This window comes from Microbulbifer sp. MLAF003, assembly GCF_030012965.1.
In the GTDB taxonomy this organism is placed as follows: Bacteria; Pseudomonadota; Gammaproteobacteria; order Pseudomonadales; family Cellvibrionaceae; genus Microbulbifer; species Microbulbifer variabilis.
Genome location: NZ_CP120232.1, coordinates 3428760 through 3443891 on the forward strand (window position 1 = coordinate 3428760; position 15132 = coordinate 3443891).

The 15132-nt window shown below is 54.9% G+C and carries 11 protein-coding genes and 1 pseudogene; all 12 read right to left on the reverse strand.

Annotated elements, in window-relative coordinates; genetic code table 11:
• Positions 1-2: 2 nt before the first annotated feature.
• Positions 3-914, reverse strand: coding sequence for an AAA family ATPase (locus P3339_RS16460; protein WP_282951219.1), 912 nt, complete (start codon positions 912-914; stop codon positions 3-5).
• A 150-nt stretch (positions 915-1064) separates the two neighbouring features.
• Positions 1065-2246 carry an O-succinylhomoserine sulfhydrylase gene (locus P3339_RS16465; RefSeq protein ID WP_020411771.1) on the reverse strand — a complete coding sequence of 394 codons (1182 nt, stop codon included), beginning with the start codon at positions 2244-2246 and terminating at the stop codon, positions 1065-1067.
• Positions 2247-2347: 101 nt separating this feature from the next.
• Positions 2348-3835 (reverse strand): amidophosphoribosyltransferase, encoded by a 1488-nt coding sequence (purF, locus tag P3339_RS16470; protein ID WP_020411770.1) that lies wholly within the window; start codon positions 3833-3835, stop codon positions 2348-2350.
• Positions 3836-3877: 42 nt separating this feature from the next.
• The gene (locus P3339_RS16475) at positions 3878-4372 is read right to left on the reverse strand and encodes a CvpA family protein (protein WP_282951220.1); all 495 of its coding nucleotides are present in this window, start codon (positions 4370-4372) and stop codon (positions 3878-3880) included.
• Between the two features lie 240 nt (positions 4373-4612).
• Positions 4613-5269 carry an SPOR domain-containing protein gene (locus tag P3339_RS16480; protein WP_282951221.1) on the reverse strand — a complete coding sequence of 219 codons (657 nt, stop codon included), beginning with the start codon at positions 5267-5269 and terminating at the stop codon, positions 4613-4615.
• A complete protein-coding gene (gene folC, locus P3339_RS16485) occupies positions 5250-6521 on the reverse strand; it encodes a bifunctional tetrahydrofolate synthase/dihydrofolate synthase (protein WP_282951222.1) in 1272 nt (423 codons plus the stop codon). The genes P3339_RS16480 and folC overlap by 20 nt, the downstream gene beginning before the upstream one ends.
• A gap of 75 nt (positions 6522-6596) precedes the next feature.
• Positions 6597-7451, reverse strand: a complete 855-nt coding sequence (accD, locus tag P3339_RS16490) for an acetyl-CoA carboxylase, carboxyltransferase subunit beta (protein WP_020411766.1) — start codon at positions 7449-7451, stop codon at positions 6597-6599.
• Positions 7452-7610: 159 nt separating this feature from the next.
• Positions 7611-8420: a tryptophan synthase subunit alpha gene (gene trpA, locus P3339_RS16495; RefSeq protein ID WP_020411765.1), complete on the reverse strand. Its 810-nt coding sequence runs from the start codon at positions 8418-8420 to the stop codon at positions 7611-7613.
• A 92-nt stretch (positions 8421-8512) separates the two neighbouring features.
• A complete protein-coding gene (gene trpB / locus P3339_RS16500) occupies positions 8513-9736 on the reverse strand; it encodes a tryptophan synthase subunit beta (RefSeq protein WP_282951223.1) in 1224 nt (407 codons plus the stop codon).
• Between the two features lie 212 nt (positions 9737-9948).
• Positions 9949-10526 (reverse strand): annotated as a pseudogene (locus tag P3339_RS16510) (phosphoribosylanthranilate isomerase).
• A gap of 132 nt (positions 10527-10658) precedes the next feature.
• Complete coding sequence (gene truA / locus P3339_RS16515) at positions 10659-11552, reverse strand: tRNA pseudouridine(38-40) synthase TruA (protein WP_282951226.1); 894 nt, start codon at positions 11550-11552, stop codon at positions 10659-10661.
• Positions 11553-11704: 152 nt separating this feature from the next.
• A complete protein-coding gene (locus tag P3339_RS16520) occupies positions 11705-15064 on the reverse strand; it encodes a motility hub landmark protein FimV (RefSeq protein ID WP_282951227.1) in 3360 nt (1119 codons plus the stop codon).
• Between the last annotated feature and the right edge of the window lie 68 nt (positions 15065-15132).

The window sequence follows — 15132 nt, forward strand, 5'->3', positions numbered from 1 at the left end:
ATTCAAGCCGCGATAATATCCACTTGGCGTACCAGTCGCTCCACCAACTGATCGCCATTGCCACCCTCGCCCTGCAATCGGTGCCCCGCCACAGAGGGCAATACGGCTTGGATATCCTCAGGTAACACATGGCCGCGATTGTGAAGAAGCGCCCAGGCCTTAGCCGCTCGCAACAACGCCAGTGCACCACGGGGCGACAAACCGACCGCGCAATCCGGGCTCTGTCGTGTATGCAGTACAAGCCGTTCAAGGTAATCCAATAAACTGTCGGAAGTTTTTACCTGGCCCACTAGGCTCTGCATCTTTCTCAGGGTTGCGAGATCGATACGCGGCTTTAATTTAGCAAGCTGTTGGCGCGGATCGGTGCCCAAATACAGGGCTCGCTCGGCCTCTCTGGTCGGATAACCAAGACTGATGCGCATCAGGAAGCGGTCCAGCTGGGATTCCGGTAAAGCGAAAGTGCCAGACTGTTGCAGTGGATTCTGGGTAGCAATTACAAAAAATGGTTGTGGCAATAACCTGGTCTCGCCATCCACACTGACTTGGCACTCTTCCATCGCCTCAAGCAGCGCACTCTGGGTTTTTGGCGAAGAACGGTTGATCTCATCTGCCAAAAGAACCTGGCTAAAAACCGGGCCCTCGTGAAAATGGAACTGACCCGATTCCCTGTCAAAAATGGAAACGCCAAGTATATCCGCCGGCAACATATCACTGGTGAATTGCACCCGCTTGTAGGAAAGCCCCAACACCTGAGCCAAGGCGTGGGCCAGGGTGGTCTTACCCATGCCGGGTAAATCCTCAATCAACAGGTGCCCTTTTGACAAAAGGCAGGCCAAAGCCAACTTTACCTGACGCTCTTTACCCAGCAGAACACTGCCGATATCGGAAACTATGGCGGAAACTATTTTTTGCACGGCAAATCCATTACTGCTCTGTTTTTTTCAGGCCTCGGACACGGCCTCAACCTCAACATGGGTAGCACTCACCGGCAGCTTTTTGCTGCAAATAAGCTGGCTACCCCGTATTAATCATAGGTAGAAAGGGGCACTGCCAAAAAGTGCAACCTACAGCTGGGACAAGCCCCGCATTAGGTCGCGCTTGAGATCTTCCACATTTTCAAGCCCCACAGAAATGCGAATCAGGTTTTCGGTGATACCCGCACGGGCCTTGTCTTCATCGCTCAGGCGTCCGTGGGTGGTGGTGGCCGGATGCACGATCGTGCTCTTGGCATCACCGAGATTGGCTGTACAAGACAGGATTTTGCAACTGTCGATCACCTTCCAAGCCTGTTCCCTGCCACCGCGCACAGTGAAACTCAGCACGGCGCCGAAGGCATCCTGTTGCTCCCGAGCCAACCGGTGCTGGGGGTGCTTTGGCAAACCGGTGTAGTTGACTCTCTCCACCATCTCCTGCTCATCCAACCACCAGGCCAAATCGAGTGCATTAGTACAGTGGGCCTGCATCCTCAGCTTCAGCGTCTCCAAGCCCTTAAGGAATACCCAGGCATTGAAAGGGCTCATGCTGGGGCCAGCTGTGCGCAAAAATACCACCAACTCATCCATAATTTCCTTGCGCCCAACTGCGACGCCGCCAAGGGCACGCCCCTGGCCATCAAGGAATTTTGTCGCGGAGTGCACAACGATATCAGCGCCCAGCGACAACGGACGCTGTAGTGCCGGGGTACAGAAACAGTTATCCACCACCAGCAGAGCACCGGCACTATGTGCCACTTCCGCCAGGGCGCGAATATCTGCCACCTCGCACAGGGGGTTGGAAGGAGTCTCCATGAATAACAGCTTGGTAGAGCCGTCCACCGCCTGCTTCCAGGCATCCATATCAGTGAGATCCACGTAGCTTACGCGCACACCGAACTTTTCCATATAGCGCCCAAACAGTGCGGTAGTAGTACCAAATACGCTGCGGGAACAAATTACCCGATCACCACTTTGCAGCAAAGCCATGCAAATACTGAGGATCGCGGCCATACCACTGGAAGTCGCCACAGCTGCCTCACCGCCCTCTAGCGCGGCAATACGCTCTTCAAACATACGCACAGTGGGGTTGGTATAGCGGGAATAAACGTTACCGGAACTCTCGCCGGCAAAACGTGCGGCGGCTTCCGCAGCGGAGGGGAAAACGTAACTGGAGGTAAGATAGAGGGCCTCAGAGTGCTCGCCTTCCGGCGAACGGACCTGCCCGGCACGCACGGCCAGGGTTTCCAGAGCGTAACCGTCGTCTTCAAACATATACCGCTTCCTGGTCAGTATTTTTGGAAGCGGTCATCTTAACCGAAACGGCCGTGCATGGCGCCCTCTTCTGCCGTGAAGAGGACGCTGGTCCAGGTCAATTACAAGGCGCTGGTATTGGCCTTCTTGCGCTTGGCATCGTCATTACGTGCCACATGCTGGTTATTGAGGTACTCCTCATCCACATCGCCAGTTACATAGTTTCCATCGAATACAGAGCAATCGAACTGCTCAATTTTCTGCTTGCCGCCACTGGAACTCACTACCAGGTCTTCCAGATCCTGGTAAACCAACCAATCTGCACCGATCTCCTGGCAGATCTCCTCAGTGGTGCGATCGTGGGCCACCAATTCATTGGCTGATGGCATATCAATACCGTACACATTCGGATATTTCACCGCAGGCGCTGCACTGGCGAAATACACTTTCGCAGCACCGGCATCACGGGCCATCTGGATAATCTGTTTACAGGTGGTACCGCGTACAATGGAGTCATCCACCAGCAGTACATTTTTGCCGCGGAATTCCAGCTCAATCGCGTTCAGCTTCTGGCGCACAGACTTCTTGCGCTGCTTCTGTCCCGGCATAATAAAGGTACGGCCGATATAGCGGTTTTTTACCATACCCTCGCGGAATTTAACCCCCAATCGGTGCGCCACAGTCTGGCCGGCAGTACGGGCGGAATCGGGAATTGGAATCACCACGTCGATATCGTGATCCGGACGCAGGCGCAGAATTTTATCTGCCAGGTGCTCACCCTGACGCAGACGCGCTTTGTGCACAGATACGCCGTCCATAATGGAATCCGGGCGGGCGAAATACACATGCTCGAAAATACAGGGGGTCAGGGACGGGTTTTCCGCACACTGCTCGGAATGCACGGTACCATCCAGCTCAATATACAGTGCCTCACCAGGAGCCACATCCCGCACCAGGGTATAACCCAGTACATCCAGGGCCACAGACTCAGAAGCCACCATATATTCGGTGCCCTTCTCGGTCTCGCGTTTGCCGTAAACCAGTGGGCGAATTCCATTTGGATCGCGGAAAGCGACGATACCGTAGCCAACAATCAAGGCCACACAGGCATAAGCGCCACGCACACGTTTGTGTACTGCACGCATAGCGGTAAAGATGTCTTCTGCCTTGGGCTGCAACTTGTGCTGCTTGTGCAGCTCATGGGCAAACACATTCAACAATACTTCCGAGTCGGAATCAGTGTTGATATGACGCAGGTCCTGCTGGAAGATTTCGTCCATTACCTTGCGTACATTGGTGAGGTTGCCATTGTGAGCCATGGCAATGCCGTAAGGGGAGTTCACATAGAACGGTTGCGCCAGGGCGGGGCCGGAGCCTCCCGCAGTAGGGTAGCGCACATGGCCAATACCAAAATTACCTTTCAGGCGTTCCATATGGCGCGCACGGAATACATCGCGCACCAGGCCATTGGCCCTTTGCTGGTTCAGGCGATCATCGTCACAGGTTACGATGCCTGCGGCATCCTGCCCCCTGTGTTGCAATAGAGTGAGTCCATCATAGAGCTGTAGATTGACATCACTCTTACCGACGATACCGACGATACCACACATATATTTGACCCTATTGATCGAAAAGGCGGTGCTAGCGCCCGATTAAAATAACTCTACAAAAAAGTCCTTCACGGACTTGGCCAGCTCCCGCGCACTGTCCTCAAACTCGAGGAAATGGGGAATCAATACCGACTCACTCCACCAGCTGTCCTGCTCCACCGGCACCAGTGCCGGAGCCAGAATCAAAAGTGCCATCACCACAATTGCTCCCCGCACCAAGCCAAACACCATACCCAGCACACGGTCAGTGCCGGATAAACCGGTGGCCTCAACAAAAGCGGAAAGCATCATATTCAGGACAGCCCCGGCCAGGAGAGTGCCAAAGAACAGGATGGCAAAAGCGGCAATCACCTGAAGGGAAGGAGTATCGACGAGATTTGAAAGCAGAGGCGCAAGCTGGTCGCGAAACATCATTGCGACAATAAAGGCAGCGATCCAGGTGAGCAGTGACAGGGTCTCACGCACAAAACCCCGGCTAAGGCCGAAGAGTGTGGAAATACCCACAATAGCCAGGATGGTCCAGTCAGCCCAATTCATTCAACCCTACCTGCGTGGCGGCTGCTGCCGCGAAGAGCGCGCATTCTAACTTAAGGGGCTAGGCGCGTGAAGCCGTAGGCCAACCGATTGGAATTTAATACCCAGAGAACAAGTATCCGTGGAAGATTGACGGTCCAGCTGTGAATTTCTGCCGAATAAAAGTGCATTGGAAGTCAAGGGTCACCGGTGGCAACAACGTCCACCGGGCCATTAAAAAGGGATTACAAATAGCAATTGCTGTTACGCTTTGAAGCGCAGTACCAAGGTTTGGGCTTCCAGCAGGGCGTCCAGCTTCGATTTCAGAGCCTGGGCTTCCGCTTTTTCCACGTTAGGTCCCACAAAGACCCTCACATAACGCCCCTTATCAGTTTCAACCGCCCGAGTATAAGCGCGATACCCCTCATCCATAAGACGCATACGCAGCTGATCCGCACGGGAGGCATCACGATAAGAGGCCACTTGCACTACCCAAGCCACAGGCAGACCCTGAGTATCCACTAAGGCGGAAGACCCTTTTTGTGGGGCTGAGCGGACGGGGATATCAGGCACAGTATTATCGTCGGGTACCCCACCGACCGCCGCCGTAGTCTCTTCGGTCGCAGTTGCCGCCTTGGGATTGGAAAACTGCTCAGGTACTTCCGGCTGGAAAGCCTCTCCGGGCACCGGGGCTGGTGCCACATTGGCAACAGGCTCAGGCTTGGCAATCTCAATAGGCCGTATATCCGGTTCCGCTGGAATCTGGCTCACCTCACTGATGTAGCCTGACGACTCCCGGTCCAGCAGACTGGGCAGGAAAATGACAGCGAGCGCAGCCAATACCAGCGCACCGACGATACGCTGCTTGAAGCCATCGTTCAGCCGTCCCCTAAGGGGAGACTTATCCTCGCAATTCTCCATTATCCTCATCTCGCATCTGCTGCAGAACTTCCGCCACAGTAAAGAAGGATCCAAATACAAGCAACCTGTCCTGTGGACCGGTGGTCGCTAACAGCTGCTGTAAACCATCGGCGACATTTGGACAGCGGGCATCCACTTTAGTTACTTCAACACCCGCACCAGCAAGGCCACTGAGCAGTGCATCCGCTCCCGCAGCACGATCATTTCCGGGCAAAAGCGCTGGGTGCCAGTGGTTCACCTGGTTGCTCAGGGGGGCAAACAGCCCAATGAGATCCTTATCCGCCATAACCGCTACCAGGGCGTGGGTCTCTCCCGATACTGGGTTCGCATCCAACCAGCGGGCCAAATGCTCAGCCGCAGCGGGGTTATGCCCGACATCCAGTAACAGATTGCGATTGTGCCATAACAGCTGCTGGCATCGGCCCGGCAAGGTTATTTTTGCCAGGGCGCTCTCTACACCCTCCTCCGGCAGAACACCCAGTAGCACCAGTGCAGTTATTGCTGCAGCAATACTCGGGCGCGGCAGACTGATCGGCGGTATTGTCAGCTGCAGTTCGCCAAACTGGTATTTCTCTTCACCTTCACTTTGAGTAACAGAGAAATCCCGTCCAATAAAATAGCTCGAATTTGCCTGTTTTTCTGCCGCAGACAACACGGATTGCGGAGGATTCTTATCTGCACAGACAAACGGGGCTCCCGGTCTCAGGACACCCGCTTTCTCCCGGCCGATCACTTCCCTATCGCTTCCCAACCAATCCTCATGATCAATGGCCACGCTGGTGATAATTGCCAAATCCGCATCCACCAGGTTAACCGCATCCAGGCGCCCCCCAAGGCCGACCTCCAATAGTGCAAACTCAACCCCAGCGCGCTGGTACAGCCAGAGCGCCGCAAGGGTCGAGAACTCAAAATAAGTCAGGCTTATTTCACCGCGAGCAGTCTCCACCGCCTCAAAAGCGCGGACCAATTCCAGATCAGATACCTCGACACCATTGATCCGCACCCGCTCATTAAAACGCAGCAAATGTGGGGAACTATAGGCACCAACGGAATGGCCGGCAGCACACAGAAGGGCTTCCATTGTCGCCACGCAGGAGCCCTTTCCATTGGTGCCTGCCACCGTAATTACCGTAGGTGCCGGCTTTTGCGCACCGAGGGTAGCGGCCACACTGGAAACCCGTTCCAGGCCAAGCTCAATTTCAGTTGGGTGCAACTGCTCAAGGCGGGAGAGCCAATCTTGCAATGAAGACATAGTTGGATAAATCACTGGTAGGAATTGGGCAGCCAGATTGTATTGTAACCGGCTGCCGATACGGGGGATGGAATATCAGTTACCGCTCAGTTTGCCCAGCAGGCGCGATACTGTGGAGCGCATATCCCTGCGCGGGATGATCATATCAATCGCCCCGTGCTCCAGCAGGAATTCACTGCGTTGGAAACCTTTGGGTAGTTTTTGGCGAATGGTCTGCTCGATAATATTGGGGCCGGCAAAACCAGCACGGGCACCGGGTTCAGCCGCATTGATATCGCCAAGCAAGGCCAGGGAAGCCGATACGCCACCGTAAACGGGGTCAGTCATGATCGAGATATAGGGCACCCCGGCCATCTTCATTTTTTCCAGCACTGCCGAGGTCTTGGCCATCTGCATCAAGGAGATCAAAGCTTCCTGCATACGAGCTCCTCCAGTAGCGGAGAAACACACCAGGGGGATGCGCTGTTCCAGGGCGCGCTGGGCTGCACGGGTGAAGCGCTCACCCACAACATAACCCATGGAACCGCCGTGGAAAGCAAACTCAAATGCCACCGCCACCAGGGGCTCACCCCTCAAAGTGCCTTGCATGGCAATAAGGGCATCTTTTTCACCGGTGGATTTTTGCGCCTGCAGCAAGCGGTCTTTATATTTTTTTACATCCTTGAACTTGAGGCGATCGACCGGTAATACATCGGTGGCCAGCTCTTCACGCCCCTCTTCATCCAGAAAAATATCCAGCCGTCGACGTGCACCAATCCTAATATGGTGGTCGCACTTAGGGCACACATCCAGGTTGCGCTCCAGCTCCGGGCGGTAAAGCATGGCGTCGCACTTGACGCACTTCTTCCAGACGCCTTCCGGAACCTTGCTGCTACCTGCGCGGCGCTCGGTGCGAATCACCGCGGGAACTATTTTTTCTAACCAGCTCATCTCGTTTCCAAATCCGGATACTTTCAATAGGCCGGCTCATTTTACCGACCAGTGAGTTTCAGGCTACGAATTAAAACACTAAGCAGAATTACAAACCCGGCCAGATCAGCCGCTATTTTTGGCTTTCTGGCCAGCCCTGTAACGGGACACCAAGCTAGATTAGCGGTCGAGAGCCTCGCGCATCTCACTGACAATTGCGCCAACCCTCTCCTTTGCTGCCACCAGATCTGCCGCCTCATTCACCGCCGTCACCAGGACACTCCCCACTACAGCGCCATCTCCGTGGGCACTTACTGAGCGTGCCGAGGCCCCGTCTTTAATACCGAAGCCTACACATAGTGGCAGGTCGGTGAAGCGACGGATATGCTCGAGGTTGTCGCGCACTGAATCCAGATCCAGATGGCCTGCACCTGTTACCCCCTTCAGGGATACATAGTAAACAAAGCCACTCGCCAGGCCGGTAATCTCGCGAATACGCTCCTCAGTAGTGGTGGGGGTCAGCAGGAAGATATTGCGCAAGTTGCGCTCTGCCAACAAGCTATTGAGTGGACCTGCCTCTTCCGCAGGCAGATCCACTGTAAGCGCCCCATCAACACCGGCATCAAGCGCTGCATCGGCAAACTCCCGCTCCCCCATACGCTGGATCGGGTTGGCATAGCCCATCAGGATTACTGGCGTTTCCTCATCGACCTGACGGAATTCACGCACCGTGGCCAGGCACTTGCGCAGGGAGGCACCACTGGCCAACGCGCGCTCATGTCCCTTCTGGATTACCGGACCCTCAGCCATAGGATCTGAAAAAGGCACCCCCAATTCAATCATGTCGGCACCGCTGGCTACCAACTGGTGCATTAGCGGTACCGTATTCTCCAGGCCACCATCACCGGCGACAATATAAGTTACCAGGGCTTTACGACCCTCGCCGCGCAATCTGGAAAAGCGGCGGTCAATTCTGTTTTGTTCTGTCACTGTGTATTCCCTGAGCTACTCCTGGCTATCACCAGCTCACTTGGTCTGTATTCTCTGCCACCTGCCCGCCTCAACAAGCCGGCGCCAATCAGTTAAACCTCAATGCCATCAATAGCGGCAACGGTAAAAATATCCTTGTCCCCACGACCAGAAAGGTTCACAACAATATTCTGTTCCGGCTGCATGCTGGCAGCCAATTTCATCGCGTATGCAACAGCGTGGCTGGACTCCAGGGCCGGCAGAATACCTTCGGTTCGGGTAAGGCGACGGAAGGCATCGAGCGCCTCTTTGTCATCAGCAGTGACGTACTCTACGCGGCCAATATCTTTAAGCCAGGCGTGTTCGGGTCCAACACCCGGGTAATCGAGGCCTGCAGAAACAGAGTGAGTCTCGATAATCTGGCCATCCTCATCTTCCATCAAGTACGTGCGGTTGCCGTGTAGGACACCGGGGATACCATCGTTGAGCGGCGCCGCATGCTTACCGGAAGCCAGGCCCTCACCACCGGCCTCCACACCAAACATCTTCACATCGGCATCATTCAGGAAGGGGTGGAACAGGCCTATGGCATTGGAGCCCCCACCCACACAGGCCACCAGTGCGTCGGGCAGCTGGCCAAAATGCTCGAGGCTCTGGCGACGCGCTTCACGCCCAATAATGGAATTGAAGTCCCGAACCAATTGCGGATACGGATGGGGGCCGGCAACAGTTCCAATAATGTAGAAAGTGTTATCGACATTAGTAACCCAATCACGCATCGCTTCATTCATGGCGTCTTTGAGGGTTTTAGAGCCGGATTCCACCGGTACTACTTCAGCACCCAGGAGTTTCATACGGTAAACATTGGGAGACTGACGTTTAACATCTTCCGCCCCCATATAAACCGTGCACTGTAATCCCAGACGTGCGGCCACTGTTGCAGAAGCTACACCGTGCTGACCCGCACCGGTTTCTGCAATAACCCGGGTTTTTCCGCTGTGCTTGGCCAATAGTGCCTGGCCTACGGTATTGTTTACCTTGTGAGCCCCGGTGTGGTTGAGATCCTCGCGCTTAAGCCAGATACGCGCTCCACCGGCCTGCTCTGTCAGGCGCTCAGCTAGATACAGAGGCGATGGCCGTCCGACATAGTGCGCAAGATCGTAGTCAAAAGCAGCGACAAACTCCGGATCATCTTTCAAGCGGCTGTACATCGCCTGCAGTTCATCCAATGCGCTGATCAGTGTCTCCGATACAAAGCGACCGCCGTACGGACCAAAATGCCCGCTGGCATCCGGAAAGGTGGAAAAATCAATAGCACCTGGCTTAGTCACACTCATACTCCGTCGATCACAAAAATTTCTTCTGTCTATTTACCTACTGATTAAAGCGCTACTCCTAACCACTTTAAACATTACCGGTCATTACTGTTGTAGATACTCCGCTCTACTTTTATTTACCGGCCAACACCGGTGGGCGACACCTCAATGTGCCACCTATTTTTACTCTGCGGTACCGAGCTGACTACCCTTCGCCGCACGAATAAAGGCAGCTACTTTTTGCGGGTTTTTTTACCCGGTGACTGTTCCACACCTCCGCTGACATCCACGCCTTGCGGGTGCGCAGCTTTGATGGCACTGGCGACATTATCCGGGTTCAACCCCCGGCCAGAACAATGGGTCTGGAGCTACTTTGAGGCACCCGATCCCAGTCAAAGGTCTCTCCGGTACCACCGGGAACCCCTGGGCGATAGGCGTCCAGTAGGAAACCACGCGACTTAGGGTGTTCCTCCATTGCAGCAATGGTATCCAACCCCTCTTTCATTCGGAGGGCCTTTATATAGGGCCGGCGGAACTGTTCACAGTAACGGGCTCCCTCCTCACCATGGAACTGCAGGAGGTTAAGAGGCACGAGCTCCAGTGCCTGATCCACCTCACCCTGTGCAGCATTCACAAAGAGCCCTGTTAAGGTAACAAAGGGAGGAACTACAGCGGCGATAGCGGCAGCAGCCTTGGGATCGATATAGCGGGGGCTCGCCTTGTAGAACACCAGTCCCAGCGCATCAGCGCCAGCATCAACAGCCATAAGGGCATCTTCAGCACGGGTGATGCCACAAATCTTCACTTGCATTGCTAAACCTGAAGCCAGCCGACCGACCAGCAAAAACGAGGGAATTCCCGATACTAGCAGATTGGTGCAAGGTGTGAAACGCGTGCCACCCTAACCTATAAGGCCATTCTGACTACTACTCAACTATTCCAGTCATACAACCGGTAACTCTCCCAGAGACAAAGGCACCAGAAGTGGCCCAGGCTCACACTGGGGTAGTTGGAACTCCCGCGGGTATTGCACATTCACCAAATAAAGGCCAAATGGCGGTGCTGTAACCCCTCCTGCCGAGCGGTCGCGCTGGTCCAGCACCTCTTTTACCCATATCGGTGCCCGCTCTCCGCGCCCCACAGCCATTAGTACCCCAGTTATATTGCGCACCATATGATGCAGGAAGGCATTGGCACTTACTTCCAGAACGATCAGCTGCCCTACACGAGCAACGTCCAGGCGGGTAATTTCTCTAACCGGGCTCTTGGCTTGGCACTGGGAGGCCCGAAAGCTGGTAAAATCATGGCGGCCAATCAGGTAGTTTGCCCCCTCGCGCATAGCACCGAGATCCAGGGAGTGCTGGGTCCAGGTAACTTCCGCTGCGCTGTGGGCAGAACGAGTCGGCGCGCTGTGGATCAAATAGCGGTAACTGCGCGCATGGGCGGAGAAACGTGCATGGAATTGCGGGAGCATTTTGCGACACCAGCGCACACGCACAGAGTCTGGCAGCTTGGTATTCACTCCCTGTATCCAGGCACGTTCTGGGCGCTGGGCGTGAGTATCAAAGTGAATAACCTGATTGGTGGCGTGAACGCCCGCGTCAGTACGCCCAGCACAGACCAGCGTTATGGGCTCTGCAGCGATAATGGACAAAGCCCGCTCAAGGTGAGCCTGCACTGTCTCCGCAGCTGATTTTTGCTTCTGAAAACCGTGCAATCGCGCACCGCAATACTCAACCCCCAGAGCGAATCTACGCAGCCCATCCGGCAACCGCTCACCCGCTGGAACCTCGCCATTGGTTTTATAAATGTACTCGCGTTCTCTGGCCTGCATCATATTGAAAAACCACTCTTTGCCCCTCCCGATATCAGAGCGACAGCAATATCAATCAGATTAATGCCCCTAACGGACAGGAAAATAATGCTCCAGCCCAATAAAAAAACCTCGCAGCCTGTGCGAGGTTTCCTAAGGCGAAATACCAAGAAAATTTACACCATACGCTCCAGCATTTCCTCAGCGCGATTCCTATGCTCACCGCCTCCATCCTGGGCCACTTCCTTGAGGATATCCTTGGCGCCCTCTTTATCCCCCATATCCAGGTAAGCCTGGGCCAATTCCAGCTTGGTACCCATCTCGTCGCCGCCTTCGAGCAGGCTCAATTCCGAGTTGAGGTCACTTTCCAGGTTGAAATCCAAGTCGGCAAACTCAGACTCTCCTCCAGATTGCTCTTTTTCAGCCACAGCCTCAAGCTGCCCAGGCTCATCGGCTATAGCCCCCTCGCCAAGATCCGCGCCAGTCTCAAGAGTAAGGTCGCCATCAGTAGACTCATCAATCAGGGCAAGCTCATCCTCTAGAGAGAACTCCTCCTCAATAGACTCCTCGCCCAGAGACAACTCCTCACCGGTTGCTTCCAACGAGGCCATATCCAGCTCAAGATCCGTCTCCAGAGACAAATCACCACTATTATCGAGTTCAGCCGATTCACTGGAAACCGCTTCAGCTTCCACTGCCAATTCATCAGGAGAGGAAAGATCCGCGGCAATATCATCGAGATCGATATTGTCGAGATCCAACTCGGAATCGAGCTCTCCACCAATCATTTCAAGCTCACCCTCAGAGAGCTCCTCCAGGGACAAATCGGCTTCACCTGCGGGGCTCTGCAAGTCTGCGAGATCCATATCGATAGCATCAAGATCCAGGTCCTGATCCAATTCAGCAGCTGGCTCTTCAGCCTGAGGCTCCTCAATAATCGATTTTACCTCATCCTCACCATCCATCATGGAGAGGTCCAGCTCGAAGTCCAAGCCACCGATAGACCCGCCGGCCTTGGCTTCAGAGGCCTCGGCAGCCGCACTTTCAATGGCTGGCTCCGCACTGTCACTTTCAAGCTCCAGGGCGTCAAGGTCCAACTCAGCGCTATCGAAGGCATCTATCGCTAACTCATCCCCAGAGGCCTCCTTCACTGTTGGCTCACCAAGGTCACCAGCTTCTGAATTGAGATCGCCGAGGTCCAGCTCACCCAGATCCAGATCATCGAGGCTTAGATCATTATCTGCCTGCAATGGGGTTTCGCTATCAGCCAACTGCGCATCATTTTCCAGTGCGCCATTGAGATCAAGGTCATCCAGGTTGAATTCGCTTTCCAGGTCCGAAGCTTGGTCAGTACCAGAAACCGACTCATCAAAAGAGGTGTCCAGGTCGAGATCCAGGGACAACTCCTGTTCGGAATCGGCGCCGACAGGCTTTTCATCGCCCAGGGACAGATCCATGGTCAGATCATCGAGAAGCGACGTGTCACTGCTGAAATCATCAGCGGGGAGGGTTGACGGTTCAGCACTGGAAAAATCCTGGTCCAGGGCTGCACCGATATCATCCAACTGCGCCGCTTCCAGGGATTCACTGGAAAAATCCATTGACGGTGCTTCAAAATCCGGCGCCCCGGCAATGGTTTCGCGCAAACGCGCTGCGCGGTCAGCCACAGGGCCATCGCTAATGCTGAGCAACTGCAGATAGTGCTCGTCAAATTTCTCTACATCCTGATGATGGGCATACACCTCCATCAGCATCAGGCGCGCATCCACCACTTGTGGGTCTTTTTCCAGGCCCTGTAACAGCTTGGCCTCAGCCTCTTCATACTGTCCCAGCGACAAATGAATTTCCGCCTCGGAAATAGGGTCATCGGTTCCCACATCCCCAAGATCGCCAAGGTCAAAAGTATCATCCGCCTCCATGCTTTCAACAGCGGCCAGGGTTTCATCCGGTTCCGCGTTTTCCATCGGAATCTCTATTGGCGCCCGCTCGGCAGCCATTTCCTGCTCCAGCTGCTGCTCGGCCTCTTGCTCAGCTTTACGGCGGCGCCAAGTAAAGAAGCCAAAAATACCGACCAGCAAGCCGGCAGCCCCAATACCGATGAACTGCATATTATCGCCGAGCCTCTCCATGAGAGTGGGCTCTGACTTGGTCTGGACCGAAACTACGCGATTGCGCGCTTCCGGCTCTACAGCAGCCGTTTCCACCTCAGGCTGCTCGGCTGTATCGAGAGATTCACCTTCACTCGCGGCAAGCATCTCTTCCTGCACGGTATCGATTTCTGCAGAGTCAATTTCACTGGGATCAAGCAGAGGATCAGACTGCTCTGCAGCTGCCTGTACCGCGCGCATCTCTTCATTGGAGACATCGACCAGAGCCTCCATGGTGTCAATCTGTTCATCGAGCTCTGCGATGCGCTCGCGCAGCTCGGTGTTTTCCAGCTGCGATTTATCCAGTTCTTCCTCTGCCACTGTCAGGTCGCCATCCAGCGCTTCGCTGTCTTCTGCTCCACTGCCAGAACCGGAAGTAACGGATTCGTTATCACCTGGAGCGGCCAAGCTTACCCGCCCTTCAACAACATCATTGGCTACGGTCTCTTCGACCACAGCGCGGGCATCCAGGGGCGCAGCTGCAGCAATGTCTTCCGCACCTGTACGCTGGCGCCAGGAATCATTTTGCTGGGCAACCTCTGAGATCGCCTCGGTAAGGCTTAGGCTGCGCAGGTCATCAGCATTGGGCAAGCGCAGAACAGCGCCCTTTTTCAGCAGGTTGATATTGTCATTAATAAAGGCTTCAGGGTTCAGGCGCTGGATCGCCAGCATGGTCTGCTGCACTGAAAACTCGCGGCCAACGCGATTTTCCAAGGCGATCTCCCACAGAGTATCGGCGGAGGAAACCGGGCCATAAACCTGGCTGTTGCTGCCCGCGTCTTCCACAGAAGAAGCGCGTTGCGGCTGGCGCCGAACCGGCTCAGACTGCTGCGCCGTCGCAGGTTCACCAACCAACTCACTGTCCGGCTCAACCGTCGGCTGTTGAGCCGACTGGAGGGGACGTTGAGCGGGACGCTGTACCGGAGTATCCCGACGGACTTGTTGGCGTTCACGTTCAGCAGCACGCACCGGTTGCTGGGCTGTGTTCGGCGAAAATGCCGGCAGATCCATCAACAGGGTATACTCGCGCAGCAGGCGGCCGCTGGGCCAGCGAGTCTCCACCAGGAAATTCAAGAAAGGCTCACGGATAGGCTCGCGGCTTGTTATGCGAATAACCGGCTTGGCACCCGAATAATCCACATCAAAGCGCAGTGAAGTGAGTAAATAGGCGCGCTCCACCCCGGCACGATTGAATTCATCCGGCCCCGCGAGGCGTACTTTAATCTCTGTGTCGTTCAGACCGCGCGTTTGCAGCAGTCCGATCTCCGCATTAAGTGGCTGATTAAGGGTGGAGTTGAGTTTGATCTCACCCAATCCGAGCGCTAGAGCCGCGTTGCTTCCCAGTGCACCGACTAGACCAACTGCAAGTGCCAGCTTACGCACACGCATATCCGATTCCCTTTATTGTTAGAATCTTCCCAGGGCTTCCGAAAAGCGCGCCTTCAGAAAATCCCCAT